The 21,848-nt window shown below is 74.6% G+C and carries 20 protein-coding genes; 4 read left to right on the top strand and 16 right to left on the bottom strand.

Features of this window, described 5'->3' with window-relative positions; all coding sequences use genetic code 11:
- Nucleotides 1-692: 692 nt before the first annotated feature.
- The 10 genes from ACFZBX_RS09380 to ACFZBX_RS09335 all read right to left on the bottom strand — a co-directional run bounded on the left by ACFZBX_RS09380 (nt 693) and on the right by ACFZBX_RS09335 (nt 12,321).
- Complete coding sequence (locus ACFZBX_RS09380) at nt 693-1,346, bottom strand: hypothetical protein (RefSeq protein WP_391532507.1); 654 nt, start codon at nt 1,344-1,346, stop codon at nt 693-695.
- An 86-nt stretch (nt 1,347-1,432) separates the two neighbouring features.
- Nucleotides 1,433-2,920, bottom strand: a complete 1,488-nt coding sequence (locus tag ACFZBX_RS09375; RefSeq protein ID WP_391532505.1) for a SulP family inorganic anion transporter — start codon at nt 2,918-2,920, stop codon at nt 1,433-1,435.
- A gap of 133 nt (nt 2,921-3,053) precedes the next feature.
- A complete protein-coding gene (locus tag ACFZBX_RS09370; protein WP_391532503.1) occupies nt 3,054-3,656 on the bottom strand; it encodes a carbonic anhydrase in 603 nt (200 codons plus the stop codon).
- Between the two features lie 527 nt (nt 3,657-4,183).
- On the bottom strand, nt 4,184-4,651 hold the full coding sequence (locus tag ACFZBX_RS09365) for a peptidoglycan-binding domain-containing protein (protein ID WP_391532501.1): 468 nt from the start codon (nt 4,649-4,651) through the stop codon (nt 4,184-4,186).
- Between the two features lie 52 nt (nt 4,652-4,703).
- Entirely contained in the window at nt 4,704-6,098 is a 1,395-nt protein-coding gene (locus tag ACFZBX_RS09360; protein WP_391532500.1) for a serine/threonine-protein kinase, read from the bottom strand.
- Entirely contained in the window at nt 6,095-6,856 is a 762-nt protein-coding gene (locus ACFZBX_RS09355; RefSeq protein ID WP_391532498.1) for an FHA domain-containing protein, read from the bottom strand. Before ACFZBX_RS09355 ends, ACFZBX_RS09360 begins: the two co-directional genes overlap by 4 nt.
- Nucleotides 6,857-6,972: 116 nt before the next feature.
- Nucleotides 6,973-7,854, bottom strand: a complete 882-nt coding sequence (locus ACFZBX_RS09350) for a peptidoglycan DD-metalloendopeptidase family protein (RefSeq protein ID WP_391532496.1) — start codon at nt 7,852-7,854, stop codon at nt 6,973-6,975.
- Nucleotides 7,855-7,975: 121 nt separating this feature from the next.
- Complete coding sequence (locus ACFZBX_RS09345) at nt 7,976-8,659, bottom strand: response regulator (RefSeq protein WP_391532494.1); 684 nt, start codon at nt 8,657-8,659, stop codon at nt 7,976-7,978.
- The gene (locus ACFZBX_RS09340) at nt 8,656-9,855 is read right to left on the bottom strand and encodes a sensor histidine kinase (RefSeq protein WP_391532492.1); all 1,200 of its coding nucleotides are present in this window, start codon (nt 9,853-9,855) and stop codon (nt 8,656-8,658) included. The genes ACFZBX_RS09345 and ACFZBX_RS09340 overlap by 4 nt, the downstream gene beginning before the upstream one ends.
- Before the next feature lie 237 nt (nt 9,856-10,092).
- Nucleotides 10,093-12,321: an MMPL family transporter gene (locus ACFZBX_RS09335; protein WP_391532490.1), complete on the bottom strand. Its 2,229-nt coding sequence runs from the start codon at nt 12,319-12,321 to the stop codon at nt 10,093-10,095.
- Between the two features lie 455 nt (nt 12,322-12,776).
- Between ACFZBX_RS09335 and ACFZBX_RS09330 the strand changes: the two genes are divergently transcribed.
- From ACFZBX_RS09330 to ACFZBX_RS09315, 4 genes are all read left to right on the top strand, one after another.
- Entirely contained in the window at nt 12,777-13,901 is a 1,125-nt protein-coding gene (locus ACFZBX_RS09330) for a DegT/DnrJ/EryC1/StrS family aminotransferase (protein WP_391532488.1), read from the top strand.
- Nucleotides 13,902-13,954: 53 nt separating this feature from the next.
- Entirely contained in the window at nt 13,955-14,899 is a 945-nt protein-coding gene (locus ACFZBX_RS09325) for an NAD-dependent epimerase/dehydratase family protein (RefSeq protein WP_391532486.1), read from the top strand.
- Nucleotides 14,900-14,917: 18 nt separating this feature from the next.
- The gene (locus tag ACFZBX_RS09320) at nt 14,918-16,003 is read left to right on the top strand and encodes a hypothetical protein (protein ID WP_391532484.1); all 1,086 of its coding nucleotides are present in this window, start codon (nt 14,918-14,920) and stop codon (nt 16,001-16,003) included.
- Nucleotides 16,004-16,094: 91 nt separating this feature from the next.
- Nucleotides 16,095-16,709, top strand: coding sequence for a hypothetical protein (locus ACFZBX_RS09315; protein WP_391532482.1), 615 nt, complete (start codon nt 16,095-16,097; stop codon nt 16,707-16,709).
- On the opposite strand, the gene ACFZBX_RS09310 is transcribed toward ACFZBX_RS09315, so the two are convergent.
- The 6 genes from ACFZBX_RS09310 to ACFZBX_RS09285 form a co-directional block, all read right to left on the bottom strand.
- Nucleotides 16,680-17,429: a polysaccharide deacetylase family protein gene (locus tag ACFZBX_RS09310; RefSeq protein WP_391532480.1), complete on the bottom strand. Its 750-nt coding sequence runs from the start codon at nt 17,427-17,429 to the stop codon at nt 16,680-16,682. The genes ACFZBX_RS09315 and ACFZBX_RS09310 overlap by 30 nt on opposite strands.
- Nucleotides 17,426-18,226 carry an SDR family NAD(P)-dependent oxidoreductase gene (locus ACFZBX_RS09305; RefSeq protein ID WP_391532478.1) on the bottom strand — a complete coding sequence of 267 codons (801 nt, stop codon included), beginning with the start codon at nt 18,224-18,226 and terminating at the stop codon, nt 17,426-17,428. The genes ACFZBX_RS09310 and ACFZBX_RS09305 overlap by 4 nt, the downstream gene beginning before the upstream one ends.
- A complete protein-coding gene (locus ACFZBX_RS09300) occupies nt 18,223-19,146 on the bottom strand; it encodes a DMT family transporter (protein WP_391532476.1) in 924 nt (307 codons plus the stop codon). The genes ACFZBX_RS09305 and ACFZBX_RS09300 overlap by 4 nt, the downstream gene beginning before the upstream one ends.
- Before the next feature lie 88 nt (nt 19,147-19,234).
- Complete coding sequence (locus tag ACFZBX_RS09295) at nt 19,235-19,522, bottom strand: hypothetical protein (RefSeq protein WP_391532474.1); 288 nt, start codon at nt 19,520-19,522, stop codon at nt 19,235-19,237.
- Between the two features lie 113 nt (nt 19,523-19,635).
- Nucleotides 19,636-20,007: a hypothetical protein gene (locus ACFZBX_RS09290; RefSeq protein ID WP_391532472.1), complete on the bottom strand. Its 372-nt coding sequence runs from the start codon at nt 20,005-20,007 to the stop codon at nt 19,636-19,638.
- A 50-nt stretch (nt 20,008-20,057) separates the two neighbouring features.
- Nucleotides 20,058-21,767 (bottom strand): condensation domain-containing protein, encoded by a 1,710-nt coding sequence (locus ACFZBX_RS09285; RefSeq protein ID WP_391532470.1) that lies wholly within the window; start codon nt 21,765-21,767, stop codon nt 20,058-20,060.
- Between the last annotated feature and the right edge of the window lie 81 nt (nt 21,768-21,848).

Below are 21,848 nucleotides of genomic sequence, written 5' to 3'. Positions count from 1 at the left end.
CTCCGCTCCACGGCGGTCGGCTGCTCGCACCGACGGCAAACGGCAGCAGCCGGGGAGGCGCGGCACCCCAGTCCGCCCAAACCGGCAGCGCGCGTGAGCCCGTCGGCCCGACAGCCCTTCCGCCCACCGCGGTCAGCGGGCCGCGCCGCATGCGACGGCACCGGCCCCAACCGCCCGGCAACCCCATCCGCCAGGGCGGTGGTAGGCAGCTACCACGTCGGCTACAACAGCAGTAGGCCGAACCGCACGGCAGCCCGATCCGCCAAGGCGATGGCCGCCGCGCCGGTCAGCCGGGCACGGCAGCAGCAGAGCTGGCCGCACGGCGATCCGATCCGCACAACGGCGGCGGGCGGCGACTCCGATAGTCCGGCGCCCTGCACTCCCCTGCAGTAAGCAGTGCCACGCCGACTGCGACAGCAGCAGACCCGACCGTGCGGCGACCCGATCCGCCAAGCCGACGCCGGGCGCCTACCTCGGCAACCCGCCCCGGCCAGCGGGCCCCGTCGGCTACAACGACATAGGCCAAACTGCACGGCGGCCCGATCCGGCAAAGCGGCGGCATCCGCTCCGCTGCGGTCAGCAGGCCGCACCGACTACGGCTGCGGAAGGCCGAACCGCGCGGCGACCTGGTAGGCCAGGGCAGCGGGGGCAACGGCCCCGCCACCCGGCAGCAGCCAACTGTGCCGTGCCGGCTACGGCAGTGGCAGGCCGAACTGCGCGGCGAGTCGGTCCGCCAGGGTGGTGGTAGGGGTGGTCCCGTCGATGGTGAGGAGGGTGGCGGCGTGGAGGGGGGACTGGTGGCGGACCTCCTGGTCCCACAGGGCGTCGCGGGTCAGGCGCTTGGCCAGGGCGGTGGCCAAGTCCTCGGCGCCCCAGGTGGCGTGGGCGTGGGCGGGGTCGGCGTACCTGGTGGTGAGGGCGGACTGGCGGAAGGTGGGGGTGGGCAGGAGGAAGACGGCCTGCGAGGGGTGGCGGAGCAGGGGGGCGAGGTCGCGCGGGAGGATGCCGAAGTAGTCGACCAGGACGGGGCGGTCGGCGGGGAGGGCGAGCAGGTCGTCGACCAGGAACCCGGTCATCTCGCCGTGCAGGCCGGGCATCGCCCGGAACACCTGCTCGGCGGTGCGGTCGTGCCACGGGGCTCCGGGCGGCTGGTCGCGCAGGGCGGCGAGCCTCGGGTGGCGGGCGGGGTCGCAGCGGGCGAGCCAGCGGTGCTCGGCGCGGTCGCCGTCGAGGACGGTGGCGTCGTGGCGCTCGGCGAGCAGTCGGGTCAGGGTGCTCTTGCCTGCCGCCGTGCCGCCGGCGATCCAACGCACGTGGGCCAGGCGGTCCGTGAGGGGAGGCGTCATGGCCTCCATGGTCGGGGACCCGGTGCGAAAGTCGCAGACGGGGGCCGTGGCCGGCGCGGTTCGGCGGCGGCCACGGCCCGGCGGGGTCAGGCGGCGGCTGCGGGCAGGCCGAGGAGTTCGGCGGAGCCGCTGCGGTTGTGACGTTCCTGCCAGAGTTCGAGTGCGCTGCGGCAGGCGTGGTCGAGGTGGCGCACGCCGGTGAGTTCGAGGCTCACGGGGCGGTCGGCGGGCAGGCCCTCCAGGGATTCCAGGGTCTCCAGGAGACGCGGCAGCCGCAGGAAGGTGGCGTTGCCGTGGAGCGTCACCCGGACGGCGCCGTCGGGGAGTTCGGTGACCGCGACCTGGAGGTGGGAGGTGTCCCAGGCGCTCTTGAGCACCGCGAGCAGCAGGCCGAGCAGCACCCCTTCGAGGAGGTTGGTCACCACGATGGCGATCGCCGTGACGGCCAGGATCGACGCCTCGCCACGGTCGGCCCGCCAGAGCGGCCGCAGGGTGCGGAGCGGGACCAGCTTGGCCCCCGCGTGGACCAGGACGCCGGCCAGGGCGGCGAGCGGGATGGCCGAGAGGGCCGAGGGGAGCAGCGCCGCGAAGAGCAGCAGCCACAGGCCGTGCAGGACCCGGGAGGCCTTGGTGCGTGCGCCGGCCTGGACGTTGGCGGCGCTGCGGACGATGACGGCGGTCATCGGCAGGGCGCCGAGCACGCCGCAGACGGTGTTGCCGACGCCCTGGGCGAGCAGTTCCCGGTCGTAGTCGGTGCGCGGGCCGTCGTGCAGGCGGTCGACGGCGGCGGCGCTGAACAGGCTCTCGGCGGAGGCGATCAGCGCGAAGGCGACGGCCGTGCCGAGGACGCCGACGCTGCCGAGTGCGGCGAGGTCGGAGGCGCCGGGCAGGTCGATGACCCCGGCGAGTCCGGCCACCTCGACCCTGGCGACGGGCAGGTCGAACAGGGCGGTGACGGCCGTCGCGGCGGCGACGGCGGCGAGCGGCGCGGGGACCACCTTGATCCGGGCGGGCAGCCGCGGCCAGAGCAGCAGGACGGCGACCGTCCCGGCGCCGATGGCGGCGGCGGCGAGCGCGTCCGGGTTCCCGGCGACGTCGCCGATCAGGCCCGGGATGCCGGCGATCTTGGCGGGGCCGTCGGACGGTCCCTTGGCGTCGGCGAGCGAGTAGAGTTGACCGGCGATCAGCACCAGGCCGATCCCGGCGAGCATGCCCTGGACGACCGAGACGGAGATCGCCCGGAACAGCCGGCCGAGGCGGGCGGCGCCCATGGCGAGTTGGATCAGGCCGGCGACGGCGGTGATGACGCCGAGCGCGGCGAGGCCGTGTTCCTGGACGGCGGCGAAGACCAGCACGGTCAGGCCGGCGGCGGGGCCGGACACCTGGAGGCTGCTGCCGGGCATCAGGCCGGTCACCAGGCCGCCGACGATTCCGGTGACCAGGCCGAGTTCGGCCGGGACGCCGGAGGCGACGGCGACGCCCACGCAGAGCGGGAGGGCGACCAGGAAGACGACGAGGGAGGCGGGAAGGTCGGAGCGCAGAGTGCTCAGCCGAAGGGCGGGACGACGAGTCATCGGGTCCTCGGGAGAGTGTGGTCGGTGCGGTGGACGACGGTGCGGAGTGCGGTGGCGCGGAGTGCGGTGGTACGGAGTTCGGTGGTGCGGTGAACGCCCCGGGGGCGGTTCGGCCGAGGACGGTGCCCCCGGGTCACAGCGGGAGGAAGAGGCCGGCGTCGGCCCGGTGGGAGAGGACCAGCCCGGTGTGGATCTCGTAGAACCAGCCGTGCAGCCGGATCCGGCCCTCGCTCAGTCGGCGGGCGACGGCCGGGTAGCCGCGCAGCCGGTCGAGCTGGGTGAGGACGTGGCGCTGCACCGGGCCGGCCACCGTCGGGTCGAAGACGTCGGTCTCGTCCGCGCGGAGCGCTGCCCGGTCCGCGTGGCGCAGCCAGTCGCGGACGGCGGGGACCACGCTGAGGTCCTCGTCGCGGACGACGGCCCCGACGGCGCCGCAGTGCGAGTGCCCGCAGACCACCAGGTCGCGGACCCCGAGCACCTCGACGGCGTACTCGATGGTGGCGGTCTCGCCCGAGGCGCCGTCGGCCCGGTAGGCGGGCACGATGTTGCCGGCGGTGCGCAGTTCGAAGAGGTCGCCGGGGTCGGCGCCGGTGATCAGCGCGGGCACCACCCGGGAGTCGGAGCAGGTGATGAACAGGGCCTGCGGGGCCTGTCCGGCGGCGAGTCCGGTGAGTTCCCGGCCGGTGTCGCCCGCGCGCTGCGGGAACGCCCGGGCTCGGTCGATGAGCGGTTCCATGAGGGTGGATGCCTCCTTCGGTGACCCTCGCGGCGCCGGCCGGGAGGGGCGGTGGACGGGCAGGCACGTCGGAACCAGGTGTCGCTGGACCGCTGGGCGGGTGGGTGCGGCGACGGTGGGCGCGTGGCACCACCGCAAGGCCGCGCCGGTGACCCTCGGTGTCCCCCCGATGACCTGATGACGCGTCAAGACGAAGTAAAACACGGGTATCGGGTCGGCAAAAGCTCGTCCAGCGCGCAAGATGTGCCGATCTGGTTAACATCCTGTTTCCTTTAGCGGTGCCCCTCCTTCCGCCTTGACATTCACACGCCACGGGGAACCTCACGGAGCTCCGGGGCGTTGATGCACCACTGTTTCCGGGCGCCCCTCGTGAGGCTTCCGCGCCCCCACGCACACCTGCCCGGGCCCGCGCCGTTCGGCGAACGGCGCGGGCCCGGGCACGTCAGTTGACACTCTGTCAGTTGTTCAGGGGTGGTTGACGGTCAGACCCGGGGCGGGGCGAGGACGGGCCGGGGCGATCACCCGGTTCAGCAGGTGGAGGCCAGGTTGTTGGCGTATGACTTGAACGCGGCCTGGGTGCCCGGTCCCGCCACCCCGTCGATCGCGCCGCTGTAGCCCCAGCCGTCCGCGAGCCGCCGCTGGAGGGCCGACACCGTGCCGGAGCCGACGATCCCGTCGATCGAGCCGTTGTAGCCGTAGTCCGCGGCGAGCCGCCGCTGCATCGCCTTCCAACTGTCGGTGCCCAACTGGCCGTCGATGCCGCCCGAGTAGCCCCAGGACGCCTTGAGGTAACACTGGACGTACTTGGCCTGCGTGGTGCTGAGGCCGAGGTTGACCACCGCGTTGAGCGTGGTGCCGGCGCTCACCGACGCGCCCGGGCCCTGGGCGGGGGCCGCGGCGACGACGGTCGCACCCGCCAGACTCCCCACCGCGATTCCGGCGAGGGCGGTGACGCTGACGAGGGTGCGGGTCAGCAGGTTCGGCTTCGTTCCCATGCTCGTTCCCTTCCTGGCGGCTTCGGTCGTGCTTCCGTGCCCCGATGGTGGGTCAGGAGGCCCCCGCGCGGTACCTCGTAGATCCGAGGGCCGGGCCGGGGGTGGCCGTGCAGTCCGGTACCCAGGTGTGCGAGCGCGGCCGTTCGCCCTCGGCGAGGTTGCGCCGCTCGCCGACCTGAACACAGCCCAGGAGCCACTGCCGGCCGGGGTCGGTGTAGTAGAGGACGTCCACCAGACCGGCGCCCTCCTCGTAGGTCTGGCCGTTGTTGTAGACGGACCGCGGCGGCCGTCCGGCGGACCACTCGCAGGCGAGGCCGCCCACGGTCCAGTCCGCGTAGCCGTCCACCCAGGCGCAGACCTCGCCGTGGCCGTCCGTCTCGCTGAAGAAGCACACCTGGCCGTGCTCGCAGCGCCCGTAGGCGGTGGGGTCGCCACCGACGCCGAGGCCGAGCACACCGGCCAGCAGGCCGGTCGCCGCGGCGGCGATCAGCGGGCGGCGGTGGCGGCGCAGCACCGGCAGCAACGGGCGGCGCGGGCGCCGGCCGGCGGCGGCGGTCCGCACCCGCGCCAGCAGCGAGGCGGTGCTGTGCAAGGCCCGGTCCTCGGGGCGGCGGGCCAGGCAGTCGTGGACGATGTCCCGCCACAGCAGCGGCAGCCGGGGCGAGATCCGCAGCTCCTCCTCGCCCCGGGCGTAGCGCACCGCGGCGTCCCGGCGGGCGGCGGGCGTCGCGCCGGGCAGCGGCAGGGCGCCGGTGAGGACGAGGTGGGCGAGGATGCCGAAGGCCCAGATGTCGGCGGTCGGGCGGATCTGCCGGCCGCGTTCGCCGATCTCGGCCCACAGCAGGTCCGGCGGGGTGTAGTCGGGGGTGGCGAACGGCGGGGCGTAGGCGTGGGTGCCGTCGAGTTCGGCCGCCAGGTTGAAGTCGGCGAGCCGGGCGGTGCCGTCCGGCATCAGCAGCACGTTGCCGGGTTTCAGGTCGCCGTGCACCCAGCCCGCGCGGTGCAGTTGGGCGAGTCCTTCGCAGATCTGGGCCAGCAGGGCGGGGCCGGCCCGGGGTGTGCGGTCCTCGGCCAGCAGGGCGTCCAGCGAGCAGTCCGCCTCCTCCAGCACCAGGACGGTGGCGCCGTCGAGTTCGGGCAGGTCGGGCGCGTCGACGGCGAGGATCTCGTAGAGCCGGATCAGCCGTGGTGCGCGGACCCGGCTGAGCACCTCGGTCTCCCGGTCGGCCAGTTCGCGCAGGTGGCGCAACTGGCGCGGGGTCCGGGTGCCGGTGGGCAGGAACTTGAGCGCGGCGCGCGACGGCAGGCCGAGCCTCGGCAGGGCGCGGCGGGCCGCGTAGACGCTGCCGAAGGCGCCGTTGCCGAGCAGGCGGTCGACCCTCCAGGCGCCGATCCGGTAGCCCTCGGGAACGGGCAGCGCACCGGAGGCGCCGGGCGGCAGGGTCACCGCGCGGTCCCGGGGGCGAGCAGGGCGAGGTCGTCCTCGCGGACCAGGTCGAAGCGCAGGGCGAGGGAGGCCAGCGCGTCCTTCTTGCCGACCAGGCGCGGGCCGGACGCCGCGGTGTCCGGGGCGGGCTTGAGGCGCAGTTTGACGGCCAGGTAGTCGATGTTCCACTGGACGGCGGCACGGTTGGCGCACGGCCAGAGCGGGCGCAGCCGTTCGACGACCTGGTCGACGGTGGGCGGCAGGGCGTGCGGCTCTCCGCGCAGCCGGGACTCGCAGAGCGCGGCGAGCACCAGGAAGTAGCGCTTGGAGCGGTCGAGCGGGAACGCCAGCAGGGTGGGCTCGCCGCCCGGTCCGCCGAGCGGGTCCGGCCCGCCCGGCGCGTCCCGGTCGGCGTAGTCGTGGCGCGGCGCCCAGACGTCGAGGCTGAGCAGTTCGGACCCGGCGGGCAGGACGATCCGGGCGAACTCGAACGGGACGGGCGCGGCCAGCCGGCCCGGTGCGACCTTGATGTGCTCGCCCGCGCCCTCCGGGTTCTCCACCACGTAGGTGGAGGTGCGGCTGAGGTTGCTGAGCGTCCAGTACGTGCCGGTGGCCCCGATCTCGCCCGCGGTGCGGGAGACCCCGCTGTGCGGGATGCCCAGGCCGGGCGCGCCGTCCCCCGTGGTGGCCCGGCCGAACCGGAGGTTCTGCCCCGGGGCCAGGTGGAGCCGGTCGGCCGGCTCCATTCCGGGCCCGGGTACCACGATGATGCTGTACATACCGCTTCCCTTCCCCCGTGTGCGGTCGGGGAAAGGGTAACGAGCGGAATCAATCGTTCATATAACGATCGGTCAGAAACCCTCCGGGCCAGGAATAATTCTGGCGCCCGGTCCGTTCAGCACTCGCCGCGCCAGCGGAAGGCGTCGATCGTCCGCCCGCCGGCCGGGAGGTTGCCCCGTCCTTCCACCGGGCCGAAGTGCAGGCACTGGCCGCCGCCCTCGCGGAACGTCACCTGGACGTGGTCGTAGCCCGGCTGCTCCGTGCCGTTGTTGAAGTACGAGCGGCGCAACCCGCAGGTGCTTGCGGACTCGTCGCCGGCCGAGCGGCAGACCGTGCCGGTGCCGTTGAGGCCCGAGTAGAAGCAGACGCTGCCGGACGGGCAGTCCTGCCAGGGCTGGGCCTGGCCGCCGGTGCAGTTGCGGCTGGTGACCTTCGGCCAGTACCGGTTCAGGCCGCTGTACTCGACGCCGTCGAAGTGCACGGGCACCCGGTCCTTCTCGTGGGTGAAGTCGCCGGTGGCCGCGTACCGCTGCTCGTAGTGCAGGTGCGCCCACTCGGTGCCGGTGTTGCCGATCCGGCCGATCCGCGTCGACGGCAGCACCGGGTCGCCCTTCTTCACGAAGGCGGCCGGGTCGTCCATCAGGTGGTAGTACGCGGTGAACCAGCCGTTGCCGTGGCTGATCTGGATGGTGTTGCCCGAGCCGTTGTCCCAGTAGGTGGCGGACACCGTGCCCGCGGCGGAGGCCAGCACCGGCAGGCCGTCGGAGCCGGTGTTGTGCTCCACCACGATGTCCAGCGCCGGGCTGTGGTCCGGGCCGTAGGTGTCCACCTCCCAGGTCGTCCCGCACGGGAACGGCATCTGGAACGGCGGCGGCGCCGGTTGCGCGGTGGCCGCCCCCGCCCCCGCCCCCGGGACGGCGGCGAACGCCGTCAGTACGGTTCCCAGGACGGCCGCCAGGACCCCTGACCGCCACCACGCGCGAACGCGGCTTCCCATGATGACCCCCCTTGTGCCGGTGGGCGGCGCCCGGCCGGACGCCGCCGACCGCCATGTTCCGGCCCGGCCGGAGGCCGTGCCACCTCGCAACAACGAGGGTGCGGGGACGGAACCGGGAGCGCTACTTGGTCGGGCGGGGGGCCGGGACCAGGCCGGTCTGGTAGGCGAGGGCCACCAGCTGGGCGCGGTCGCGGGCGTCGAGCTTGGCCATGGCGCGGTGGATGTGGGTGCGGATGGTGAAGGGGCTGACGAACATCCGGGCGGCGATCTCCTCGTTGCTGAGGCCGGTGGCGGCCATGGCCATCACCTCGCGTTCGCGGGCGGTCAGGGCGGCGAGGCGCTCGGGGGCGGCGGCGGGGCCCTGGTCGGGTTCGGGCCGGGCGAGGAGCTGGTCGATGACGGCGCGGGTGGCGGCGGGCGACAGCAGCGGATCGCCCGCGGCGACGCGGCGCAGGGCGGCGAGCAGCTCGGTCGGTTCGGCGTCCTTGCCGAGGAAGCCGCCGGCGCCGGCACGCAGCGCCTGGGCGACGTACTCGTCGATCTCGAAGGTGGTGAGGATCAGCACCCTGGTCCCGGTGAGGTCGGGGTCGCCGCAGATGGCGGAGGTGGCGGAGAGGCCGTCCACGCCGGGCATCCGGATGTCCATGAGCACCACGTCGGGGCGGGTGGCCTTCGCCAGGTCGACGGCCTCACGGCCGTCGGCGGCCTCGCCGACCACCTCCATGTCGTCCTCGGCGTCGATCAGGACGCGGAAGGCCCCGCGCAGCAGCGCCTGGTCGTCGGCGAGCAGTACTCGGATGGTCACGGGTGTTCCTCTCGGGCGGCGGTGCGCAGGGGCAGTTCGGCGGAGACCAGGAAACCGCCGCCGGGCCGGCGGTCGGCGGTGAGGCGCCCGCCGACGGCGGAGGCGCGCTCGCGCATGCCGATCAGGCCGAAGCCTCCGCCCGCGGCGGCGACGGCGGGGGCCGCGGCGGGCGCCGGGCGGTCGTTGGCGACGGTCAGCAGGACGCGGCTGCCGGAGAACGCCAGGGTGACGTCCGCGGCGGTGCCGGCGGCGTGCTTGGCGACGTTGGTCAGGGACTCCTGGAGGATCCGGTAGGCGGTGAGGTCGACGCCCGGGGAGAGCGGCTGCGGCTCGCCCTCGACCGTGAGGCGCACCGGCAGGCCGGCGCGTTCGAAGGCACCGATGAGGTCGGGCAGCCGCTCCAGGCCGGGGGCCGGTTCGAGTGGGGCCAGCGGGTCGTCGGCCCGGCGCAGCAGGCCGACGGTGGCCTTGAGCTCGCGCAGCGCGGAGCCGGTGGCGTCGGTGAGGTGGCTGAGCATCTCGCGGGCCTGGGCGGGGTGGCGGTCGAGGAGGTGGACGGCGATGCCGGCCTGGGCGTTGGCGAGGGCGATGTGGTGGGCGACCACGTCGTGCAGGTCGCGGGCGATCCGGATGCGTTCGTCGGCGACCCGGCGGCGGGCCTCCTCCTCGCGGGTGCGCTCGGCCCGTTCGGCGCGCTCCTCGATGGCCGCGAGGTGGGCGCGGCGGTTGCGGACGGAGTCGCCGAAGGCCCCGGGCAGCAGGATCCAGGCGACGACGCCGATCTTGACGCTGATGGAGGCGTCCGGCTCGTTGATGATCGTGGCGAGGGTGACCAGGACGGCGGCGACGGCGGTGGCGGCGCGCGCGGTGGTGCGGTCGGTGCGCACCGCGAGGAAGTAGAGGGAGGCGATCACCGGGGCGACCAGGCCGGCGTTGAGCTGGGTCGCGACGAAGCAGAGGGCCAGGCTGCAGGCGAGGGCGACCACGTAGACCACGCAGGGGTGGCGGCGGTGGCCGAGCATCGCGAGGCTGGCGACGACAGCCAGGACCAGCGCGGCCGGGTTCGGCTCGATGTGGTTGCCGAGCCGGTCGACGGTGGTCGTCCCGGCGGTGACGATGAACGTGGCGAGCACGAGCAGTGCGTCGAGCACATGGGGGTGACGGCGGCGGGTGCGGCGCAGCCAGGTGTCGATCATGCTCGCTTCTCCCCGTCCGGGCTGCCCTGGGGGCTCCTCGGCCGGGCCCGGACGATCCGGCGAGGGGGTGGGGGGACGGGTCACGGTGGGGACGTACTGCAGATGCAGTACGCGCGGGTGGGCGGGGTCGTCGTTCGGTAGCGGTTCATACCATTTTGACCGGTCGGCGGGCCGACCGGTCGCGGACGGCCCCGCCGCGGCTCCCGGTGGGGGTGGGAGCCGCGGCGGGGCGGGGGGTCAGACGCCCACGGACTGGCGGGCCGGGTCGGCCTCGGGGCCGTCGGCCGGGGCCTGGGCCGGCGCCGCGGTCTGGAGGCGGGCGCCCTCGACGTCGACGTCGGGCAGGATCCGCTCCAGCTTGGCCGGCAGCCACCAGGCGCGGCGGCCGAGCAGGGCGAGGACGGCCGGGACGATCGCCATCCGGACCACGAAGGCGTCGAAGGCGACGGCGGCGGCCAGGCCGAAGCCCATCATCTTGACCATCGGCTCGTTCATCCCGATGAAGCCGGCGAAGACGCTGATCATGATGAGCGCGGCGGCGGTGACCACCCGGGCGTTGTAGCGGAAGCCGGTGACCACGGCCTCGCCGGGCTCCTCGCCGTGCACGAAGGCCTCCCGGATGCGGGTGACCAGGAACACCTCGTAGTCCATGGCCAGGCCGAACACCACGCCGATCATGAAGATCGGCATCATGCTCATCACCGGGCCGGTCTGCTCGATGCCGATCAGGCTCGCGAGCCAGCCCCACTGGAAGACCGCGACGACGGCGCCGAGCGCGGCGACCACCGAGAGCAGGAAGCCGAGGGCGGCCTTGAGCGGGACGAGGATCGAGCGGAAGACCACCAGGAGCAGCACCACCGCGAGGCCGACGACGACCGCGAGGTAGGGCAGCAGGGCGTCGTTGAGCTTCTGCGAGACGTCGATGTTCATCGCCGTCGGGCCGCTGACCAGCACGGTCGCACCGGTGGCGGACTTCAGGTCGGGGGCCTTGTCGCGGATGGCGTGGACCAGGTCGGTGGTCGCGGCCTCGCTCGGGCCGGTCGCCGGGATGGCGTTGACCATCGCGGTGTCGCCGGCCTGGTTGAAGGCCGCGGGGGCGACGGCGACGACGCCCGGCAGGGCCTTGACGGTCGCGGCGACCTGGTCGGCGGCGGCCTTGGGGTCGGGCGTGCCCTTGGCGTCCACCAGCACGGTCAGCGGGCCGTTGAAGCCGGGACCGAAGCCCTCGGAGAGGTGGTCGTAGGCGCGGCGCTGGGTGGTGGAGGTGGGCTGGGCCTCGTCACCGGGCAGGCCGAGCCGCAGGTCCAGGGCCGGCAGGGCGAGGACACCGAGGCCGACCACGCCGAGGATCAGCACGGCGACCGGGCGGCGCAGCACGAAGCGCGCCCAGCGGGTGCCGCCGTTGGGGCGGGCGTCGTCGGAGCCCGTCGCGGCGCGCCGGCCCTTGCGGACCTTGCGGGGCAGCGCCTTGCGGCCGAGGAAGCCCAGCAGCGCCGGGACCAGGCTGAGCGCGACCAGCACGGCGATCACCACGGTGCCGGCCGCGGCCATGCCCATCTTGGCGAGGATCGGGATGCCCACCACGGAGAGGCCGGCCAGCGCGATGATCACGGTGAGGCCGGCGAACACCACGGCCGAGCCGGCGGTGCCGACGGCCCGCCCGGCGGCCTCCTTCGGCTCGTGGCCGTCGAGGAGCTCGGCGCGGTAGCGGGAGACGATGAACAGCGCGTAGTCGATGCCGACGGCCAGGCCGAGCATCATCGCCAGCGTGCTGGTGGTGGTGGACAGGCCGAGGGTGCTGCCGAGCGCGGTGATCAGGCCGATGCCGAGGCCGACGCCGATCAGGGCGGTGAGCAGCGGGAGCCCGGCGGCCAGCAGCGAGCCGAAGGTGATCACCAGCACGACGGCGGATATCGCCATGCCGATCGCCTCGGCGGAGCCGCCCGCCTCGCCCATCTCCATCAGCGCGGTGCCACCGATGTCCACGGTCAGGCCCGCGTCGCGGGCGTGCTGGGCGGCGTCCTTCAGGGCCTCGGTGGCGCTCTCGCTGACCTTGCCCGGCTTGGCGCTGTAGCTGACCGTCGCGTAGGCGGTGGTGCCGTCCTGGGAGACCGCGCCGGCCTGGAACGGGCCGACGGCGCTGATGACCTGGTCGCTGTGGGCGAGCTCGGTGACCGCCTTGTCGACCGTCTGCTGGTTGGCGGCGGCGGTGATCTTCTGGCCGGACGGGGCGACGAAGACCAGCCGGGCCGAGGCACCGTCGGACATGGCGCCGGGGAAGCGCTCGTCCATGAGGTCGAAGGCCTTCTGCGCCTCGGTGCCGGGCATGGCGAAACCGTCGTCGGGGGCGGCCGGCGCCTTGGCGGCCAGCGCCCCGACGGCGACCAGCACGGCGACCCAGAGCAGGGTCACCAGCCGGCGCCTGTGGAAGGACCATCGGCCCAGGCGGTAGAGGAAAGTGGCCACGGGAGAGCGGACTCCTTCGGATGGCGGGCAGGAATGGATGCCGGGCGGTGCCTGCGGCCGCGGGGCCGGGACGCCCGGAGCATGAACATCCTGCGTCGGCGGGGGTCTCCTCGGCGTCGGCTCTGTGCAGGCATTCCGGGGTAATGCGGACGCAGCAGCCCGGGCCCGGACGGTCTACTCCCCGAGGCGGAGACCGGGTGCCGGGCTCCGACCTGCGGCCGAGGGGCGACCCTGGTGCGGCGGTGGCGACGGGTTCCCGCGGCACCGCCGTCGTAGCGATCACCGTCGTGTCACCCGGGTGGGGGTGCGGACGGGCCGGGGACCGGCGGGCGAAGTAGCGTGATGTGCCTGGACCGGGCGATTCGTCCCGGTCCGTCCGGATGTGTTCCCGGGGATCCCGGCGGCCCGAGCAGCCGCGGCCCGTCCGCAGCACGTCCCGCAGCCGGAGGTGGCCCATGGGCGTTCCCGCCGCCCGCATCGTGTTCGACGACAACGACCGCGCGACCGTCGCGGAGGCGGTGAGCGAGATGCTCGCCACCGGCGCGCTCACCCTCGGCCCCTGGACCGAGCGGTTCGAGCAGGCCTTCGCCGCCGAGCACGGCGCGGAGCACGCGATCGCCGTCGCCAGCGGCACCGCCGCGCTGGAGATCGTCCTGCGCGGCCTGGACGTCCGCGGCCGCGACGTGGTCGTCCCCGCCGTCACCTTCTACGCCACCGCCGGCGCCGTGCTGCACGCCGGCGGCCGGCCGGTGATCGCCGACGTCGACCCGGCCACCCTGGCGCTGGGCCCCGGCACCCTGGAGGCCGCGCTCACCCCCGACACCGCCGCCGTCGTGCTGGTCCACATCGGCGGGCTGATCACCCCCGAGGTGGACGCCCTGCGCGCGATCTGCGACGCCCGGGGCATCCCGCTGGTCGAGGACGCCGCGCACGCGCACGGCAGTGGCTACCGGGGGCGGGCCGCCGGAACCTTCGGCCTGGCCGGCGCCTTCTCCTTCTACCCGACCAAGGTCACCACCAGCGCCGAGGGCGGCATGATCCTCACCGGGTCCGCCGGGCTCCGCGACGAGGCCCGCATCCACCGCGACCAGGGCAAGGGCTCCTTCACCACCAACCACCACGTCCGGCTCGGCGCGTCCTGGCGGATGAGCGAGCCGAACGCCGCCATCGGCACCGTCCACCTGCGCCGGCTCAAGGAGTTCGTGGAGACCAGGCGCCGGGTCGCCCAGCGCTACGACGCCGCGCTCGGCGCGCTCGACGGGCTGGAGCCGCTCACCGAGCCGGCCGGCTGCCGGAGCAACTACTACAAGTACATCGCCCTGCTGCCCACCGGCACCGACCGGGCGGCCTTCAAGCGGGCGGTCGCCGAGGAGTACGACGTACGGCTCCCCGGCGAGGTCTACGACCTTCCGCTGCACCTCCAGCCGGTGCTCGCCCCCTACCGGCGCGACCGGCTCCCGGTCGCCGAGGACGTCTGCGCCCGGCAGATCTGCCTGCCGGTGCACTCCGACATGACCGAGGGCGAGACCGACCTGGTGATCGAGGCGGTGAGCGCCGTCCACCGCCGCCTGGCGGGCTGACGCGCCGCCGGGAGAGAGCAGAGCCGTCGGGAGAGAGAAGAGAGGAGACAGCCGTGCGGATTGCGGTCACCGGGGGATGCGGATTCATCGGCTCACACGTCGTCGACCGGCTGCTCGCCGCCGGGCACGAGGTGCTCGCGGTGGACACCACCGACAAGTACCTCAACCCCGACGCCGACCACGCCCGGATCGACGTCCTCGACCTGCCCGTCCTCACCAACGCCCTGGACGGCTGCGAGGTCGTCTTCCACCTCGCCGCGCAGGCCGACGTCGAACGCGTCGCCGCCGACCCGGTCGGCGCCGTGCGGGCCAACATCGACGGGACGGAGGCCGTGCTGGAGGCGGCCCGCCGCAACGACCTCAGCCGCACCGTGCTGGCCAGCACCGTCTGGGTGTACGGCGCCGCGCTCGCCGAGGCCGCGCTCGACGGCGAGGAGCAGGAGCTGGACGAGCACGTGCCGATCGACCTGGAGCACAGCGGACACCTCTACGTCGCCACCAAGCTCGCGGCGGAGATGCTGGTGCACAGCTACCGCCAGCTCTACGGACGGCACTTCACCATCCTGCGGTACGGCATCCCCTACGGGCCGCGGATGCGCGACGAGCTGGTCGTCGCCCGGTTCGTGCAGGCCGCGCTCGCCGGACGGCCGATCACCATCGCGGGCGACGGGCGGCAGAGCCGCAACTTCGTCTACGTCGAGGACCTCGCCGACGCCCACGTACGGGCCCTCTCCCCCGCCGCCGAGGACCAGACCTTCGCCCTGGAGGGCTCCACCGCCGTCTCCGTCCGCGACATCGCCGACACCGTCGACGAGCTGCTCGGGCCGGTCACCATCGAGCACATCGAGGCCCGGACCGCCGACTACGCCGGGCGCAGGATCTCCGCCGCACAGGCCAAGCGGCTGCTGGGCTGGTCGCCGCGGACCAACTTCGCCGACGGGGTGCGGCGCTACGCGGACTGGTACCGGGCGGAGGCCGGGCCGCGGCCGGGCGCCTGAGGCCGGGAGGGCGCGACCGTGCCGCACGCGCTGCTGGTCTCCGGCTCGCTCGGGCAGGGCCACGACGTGATGGCCCGCGCCTGCGCGGACTCGCTGGAGGCCCGCGGCTGGACCACCGCCACCGTCGACGCGATGGCCCTGCTCGGACACCGCGCCGGCACCACCGGCGAGGCGGTGTTCCGGCGGCTGCTCGGCCTGCCCGGCCTCTACGACGCGTTCCACTTCTCCGCGCTGCGCCCCGGCGCCCGGATCGCCCTGCTCGCCGACGCGGCGGCCCGGCGCCGGTTGGTGCCGGCGCTGCGGGCGCTGCTCGGGGAGCAGCGGCCGGAGCTGGTGGTGTCGGTGTTCGCCACGGCCACGTCGGCGGTCAACCGCCTGCGGGGCGCTCCCTGGCCCTTTCGGCACCTGGTGCTGTGCACGGACGTCACCCCGCACCGGCTCTGGGTGCAGGAGGAGACGGACCTGTTCCTGGTCACCTCGGAGGTCGCCGCGTGCGGCGTGCGCCGCTACCGCCCCGACGCGCCGGTGGCCGTGCTGCCCGCCCCGCTGCGGGCGCCGTTCTACCGCCCGCCCTCGCGGGCCCAGGCGCGGGCGGGGTTGGGGGTGCCGGCGGAGGCGCGGTGCGTGCTGCTGATGTCGGGCGCGTGGGGCCTCGGACCGCTGGCCCGCACGGCGGCGGCCCTGGCCGACGCCGGGCCCCACGTCCTCGCGGTGGCGGGGAGCAACGCCGAGCTGGAACGCCGGCTGCGCCGTACCGCCGAACGACGGCCTCGCCTGCACCCGTACGGCTGGACGGACCGGGTACCGGCGCTGATGGCCGCCGCCGACCTGGTCGTCACCAGCTCCGGCGACACCTGCAGCGAGGCCCGCGCCCTGGGCCGGCGCCTCCTGCTCCTGGACGTCGTCCAGGGCCACGGCCGCGACAACCTCCAACACGAACTGGAACTCGGCCACGCCGACGTGGTCTCCGCCCGCCCGGATGACGTCGTCCGCTCCGCCCTCGCCGCACTCACCCGCCCCGAGCCACCCCCCTCCCCCGGCGCCACCCCCGAGGGATGGCGCACGGGCTTCACGGCAGCACTGGAGCGCGTGGGTCTGGCCTGACCGGCCCGCCTCACCGGATTGTCACTGGTGATGGGGATGATGGCCGTGGCCGGTGTGAACATGCCGGCATCGCGACTTCGGGGTGGCTCGGATGGATACGTGGCAGGGGCTGTCGGCGCTGGTGGCGGAGCGGTTGAAGGTGGTGTCGGCCGGTGAGCGTCGGGTGTTCGCCGCTGGTGTCGCGGAACGCCTGATGCGTCGGCACGAGGCATTGCCCGAGGACGAGCAGAGGCCGTTCACCCTGAGCCTGCGCCCCCTGCTGGACTCCGTGTGGGAGGGCGTTCTCGGTGACACGACGGCCTTCTCGGCGGTCAACCGTGGTGTCGCCGAGTACATGCTCGGCGAGTACTGCCACAACGACGGCCAGGACGGCCCGGACGACGCGGACGAGTCCGCTGCGGCGGCGACGTTGTACGCCGCGCACACCTACCTGTTCGGCTGCCACGATTTCGCCGTCTGGACCAGCGGCCGGGCGGTGGAGGCCGTTGACGAGCATCTTCAGCACCTGGCCGAGCTGGAGGAGGAGGACGACGTCCTGATCGGCACGGACGAGGCGCTGGCCGCCGAACTGCGGCGTCAGCTTCAGGATCTCGACCTCATCGCGGCCTTCTCGAAGGAACTCCGGCACTCCGGCCTGGGGTTGCCCACCGACACGGCGGTCCGGCTCCGCGTGGAGCTACGGGCTCCTCTCTCCGGTCGGGGGTGAGGGTCCGAGGATGGCGTGGTCCCGCAAGGGGCCCAGGGTGAGGCCGTGTTCCCGGCAGTGGGTGGCTATCAGGGGGAGGGCTGCGAGGGTGGCCTGCCAGGAGTCCGGGGCCGAGGTGCAGTCGGAGTCGTGGAGGAGGAGGGTGGCGCCACCGGCCAGGCCGGGGCGGGCGGTGGCGTAGACGGTGGGGCCGGTGGCGCCCTGCTCCCAGTCGCGGCCCCAGGTCGTCCAGAGGACGGGGCGCAGGCCCGAGCGGTGGGCGGCCAGGGCGAGGCCGGTGGTGAGGACGCCGTACGGGGGGCGGTACCAGTGCGGGGGTGCGCCGGTGAGGGTGGTGATCGCTTCGATGGTGCGGCGGAGTTCGCGGAAGTCGCGGGCGGGGGCCGGGCGGTACTGGCGGCGGTGGTGCCAGCCGTGGGCGGCGACCTCGTGGCCGCGGACGACCAGGTCGCGGCCGATGTCGGGGGCGCGTTCGAGCATGTCGCCGAGCAGGAAGAAGGTCGCGTGGACGCCGAGGGCGTCCAGGGCGTCCAGGATCGGCGGGGTGCCGCGCGGGTCGGGGCCGTCGTCGAAGGTGAGCGCGATGCGGCCCGGGTCGCCGTGGCCGGCGGTGCGGCGGGCGAGGTGGTGGCGGACGGGGGGCAGGCGGACGGCGGCCGGGGCGAGGTGGAGCAGCTCCACCGCGGCGAGGGAGCCGAGGAGCAGGCGGGCGGCCCTCACCCGAAGCGGGCGGCCATCCGCCGGAACAGGCCCGGGGCGGCGCCGTGCAGGCGGGCGGGGTAGCCGAGCCAGTGCGGCACGAAGACCCGGTCGCGGTCGGTGGTGAGCGCGCCGAGGACGATGTCGGCGACGGCTTCCGGCGGGACGGGGCGGGGTCGTTCGCGCTGGTAGTCGGTGCCGCGGGTGGCGAAGAACGGGGTCTCGACGGCGCCCGGCAGGACCAGCCGGACGCCGACACCGGTGCCGCGCAGCTCGTACCAGAGGCTCTCGGCGAACATGGTCAGCCCGGCCTTGGTCGCCGCGTAGGCGGCCTCGTCGCGGACGCCGACCTGGCCTGCCATCGAGCCGAGCAGGACGATCCGGCCCCGGTCGCGCTCCAGCATGCCGGGCAGCAGCAGACGGACGAGCCGCAGCGGGGCGGCGAGGTTGACCTCCAGCATCCGGTCCAGGGTGTCGGTGGGCGTCCGCGCGAAGGGGCCGCGCCAGCCGATGCCGGCGCTGGCGACCAGGGCGTCCACCTGCCCGGCCGTGGTGAGGGCGGCTTCGGCGAGGCGCTGGGCGCCGTCGGGTTTGGCGAGGTCGGCGGGCAGCGGACGGCCGCCGGTGCGGGCGGCGACCGCGTCCAGCCGGGCCTGGTCGGTGCCGGAGAGCAGCAGCCGCCAGCCGGCGGCGGCGAGGCGGTCGGCGGTGGCGGCGCCGATGCCCGAGGAGGCGCCGGTGACCAGGGCGACCGGCGGGGCGTCGGAGGGGCGCCGCCGGGCCCGGCGGGAGGGCGGATGGTCGTCGTCCGTGGTCATGGCACCTGCCGCTCTGTGCGCACCTCGCCGTCCGATTTGTCCGGCAAATCACCTTCGCACGACGGAGCCGTCCGAGCGACCGGGGTCGGGCCCAGCTCGGCCTCCACCTCGCCGAAGCGGGAGAGCACGAAGGTGCCGCCGACCGCCACCGCGAAGCCGGTCAGCGCGCACCAGCCGTAACCGGGGCGGGCGGCGTCGCCGAGGACGGCCACCCCGACCAGTGCCGGGCCGAAGGTCTCCGACACGGTGCCGGCGGCGGTCGCGGCCGTCACGGTGCCGCGCTGCAGGGCGAGCGCGTACGCGAGGTAGCCGCCGAGCCCGCCCAGGGCCAGCCCGTAGGCGGCCGGATCGGTGAACACGTCCAGCGGACCGGCGACGTCGAGGACCCGGACGGCGAGGCTGGTCACGCCGAAGCCGACGCCCGCCAGCAGGCCGAGTCCGACGGCCGCCGCGGTGCCGTTGCGGCGGGCCAGCAGGAGGGTGAGCAGCAGCATCAGCACGGTGGTGGCCAGCAGCGCCCAGTGGAACGCGGGCGGCGCGTGGTCGCGGCCGACGTCGCCGGAGCCGACCGCCAGCAGGGTGAGCCCGACCACCACGGCGACGATGCCGAGCAGGTCGGCGCGGTGCAGCCGGGCGCCGAGCAGGCGGGCGGCGGCGAGCGCGGTGACGGCGAGACTGGCGTTGGTGACGGCCTGGACCAGGAAGAGCGGCAGGGTGCGCAGGGCGACGATGCTCAGCGCGAAGCCCGCGATGTCCAGGCCGGTGCCGAGCAGGAACCGCCAGGAGCGGAGCAGCGCCGCCAGCAGTCCGACCCGTACCCGGTCAGCGCGCGGGGCCTCGCGCGCGCCACTGGCCTGGAACACCGAGCCGAAGCCGAAGCAGACGGTGGCGACCAGGGCGGTGGTGAGTCCGAGCAGCATGGCCCTCCCGGCGTCGGGGGCGCCCCCGGGGTACGGGGGTCACCCTCAGTCTCCGCCGGTCGCGGCCTCACCGCAGCGGGGGCCGGCGCTACTCCCAGAGTCCGGAGCAGCTGTAGCCGGTGGTCGACTTCTCCGGCCCGAACTTGATGTGGACGCTGGTGATGTGCCCGTGGCAGATGCCGCCGTCGGGAGCGACCTCCAGCAGTTCCGCGTCGACGAGGAGGCGGTTGACCGTCCGCCCCTCGGCCTCGGTGATGCGCTTCAGGAACGCGCGCGGTCCCTTGCGGAACTCGGCCCACTCCTCCTCGGTGAACTCGACGTCCCAGACCTCGACCGGGTGGTCCGCCTCCTGGTACTTCGGCGTGAATTTGGCCATGATCGATCACCCCGCAATGGGAAAACCCCCGTACCTCCAGGCTTCCGCTCCCGCACGCTCCCGGCAACCGCGGTCACACCCGGTCACCGGCGGGGCGGCGGCGCTGCGGCGGCTCAGCGCTCGGACGCAGGCCCCGACACGGCGGCGAAGACCCCGGCCGCCACGGGAAGCGCGATCCCCATGGCGACCGCCCCGCCGAGGCCCTCAACCCCCGCAAACCACCGGTCCGTGACCGACAGGAGGGCGATGCCCGTCACGACGAGTGCCGGCAGTGCGGCCAGCACTCCGCGGCGGCGGTGCGGCGGACGCCGGGCGAAGTGGTCGGCCAGGGGCGCGATGGCGGCCATCAGCGGCAGACCCGTCCAGGCGACCCCCTCCGTCCAGTCACCCGGCAGCAGCCGGAACAACGAGTAGACCAGGCCGGCCAGCACCGCTCCCAGCAGCTCCGCCAGGATCGTCGCCGTCACCAGCCTCCGGACGTGCATGTTCCGCTTCCCCCCTCGACTCGTTTGCGAGGAGGGTACCCCTGCGGGTGTCAGACGGCCCGGCCGGAGCCTTCGGCGAGAACCGGGAGGTCGGACCAGACGGGCGGGACGGCGTCCGGGCGGGCGTGGACGATGTAGTGGTGCGGGGCCATGGCGGTGGCCCGGCCGGGGAGGGCTGCGATCACCGCGCGGTGGGCGGCGGCGGGGGTGAGGCCGGGGTCGGTGGTGGCGATGCGGGCGGTGACGCCGTCCTCGGTGCGGGTGAGGTCGATCGCCGCGGCGGCGGGGCCGAGGGCGTCGGCGAGCAGGGCGCGGACGGCGCCGAGGTCGATCCAGTCGGCGCCGACGCGGTGCCAGTCGCCCGTCCGGGTGCCGGGGCGCACACCGCTGAGTGCGGCCAGAGCGGTGAGCGGGAGGGGCCGGTCGGCGGCGGCCGCGAGGACGGCGGGCACGGCGCGGGCGAGGCGCTCGGTGTCGTCCCGGCCGAGCACCTGGGGGCAGGCGAGCAGGACGAACTCCAGCATGCCGGTGGTGCGCAGGATGTTCATCATGAGCCGGACCGGCAGCGGCTGGTCCGGCAGCCACTGCGCCTCGGGGTCGGTGGTGGGCCCGGGGCGGGCGTCGGAGAGCGCCTCCGGAATGGAGAGGCTGAGGTCGTTGACCACCACCTGGCGGGTGAAGCGGGCACCGCGCCGCTCGGCGACGTCCTCGACCAACTGCCAGACCTTGTCGGCATTGAGGGTGCTGTGCCAGTAGCCGGAGAAGGAGGCGGACTTGGTCCGGCCGATGAGCGCGTCGAGGTCGTCGACCGCGGTGTCGAGCGCGATCAGCGCGTCCTGGGCGAGGGTGCCGATGTGGTCGGCGAGCGCGGCGCGCTGGCGGTTGGCGGACAGTGCCGAGATCACCAGGTCGGTGCGGTCGGCGCGGTGCGCGGTGAGGGCGGCGAAGACGGCGAGCAGGACGACCGACGGGCTGGCGCCGGTGCGTCGGCAGACTGCCTGGAGGTCGGCGGCGGCGGTGCGGGAGCGCAGCATCACGGTGGCGAGCGGGCCCTGCTCGCCGGTGATGCCGTCGGTGCCGAAGACCGCCGAGGGGCCGGTGGTGAGGATCGACTCCCAGTGCTTGAGCGCGGCGGCGGTCTTGCGCCGGCCCTGGGTGCTCTGCTCCTGCGCGGCCACCTGTAGCGGGGTGCGGCAGGTGGCGGGCGGCAGTTCCTTGCCGGCGGCGAGGTCGGTCCAGTCCCGGATCAGCAGACTGACGGCGGCGCCGTCGGCGCCCGCGTGGCAGACCGTCACGACCAGCCGGCGCACCAGGTCGCCGTCCACGACGAGGGCGAAGCGCACCCGCGGGAGCGCCGCGAGGTCGAACGGAACGGCGACGTCAGCGATCCCCAACTCGCCTGCCAGCGCATCGAGTTCAGCGCCCGTCCGGTCGCCGGCGGGGATCGTGGCGACGGTGAACGCGCCCTCGGCGCCGACCTCCTGGCGCTCGGGGAAGGCACTGTCTCCGGGGCCGGGCGGGAACGCGGTGCGCAGCGACTCGTGGCGCTCGACCAGGGCGCGCAGCGCGTCGAGGGCGGCGGTCACGGTGGTGCCGTCGGGGACCGGCCAGGCCGAGGCCTGGTTGATCTGCTCGGGCCGGTCGCGCCGGATGCAGCGGATCATGTTGTCCTGGCCGAGGGTGAGCGGGCCGCAGCCGCCGCTCGCGCCGCGGTACCGGACCGTGATCCGCCCGGCGGTCTCTTCCACGTCGTTCGTCACGTCGGACGCGCCCTTCGGTTCAAGAGGTCTCGGCGGGATGCGGTCGGGACGCTATCAGCGGGCCGATCATCCGGTCCAGAC

The organism is Kitasatospora sp. NPDC008115 (assembly GCF_042957205.1).
Taxonomy (GTDB): Bacteria; Actinomycetota; Actinomycetes; order Streptomycetales; family Streptomycetaceae; genus Kitasatospora.
The sequence above is the reverse complement of the archived record's forward strand: the minus strand, read 5'-3'. Positions and strand labels throughout refer to the sequence as shown.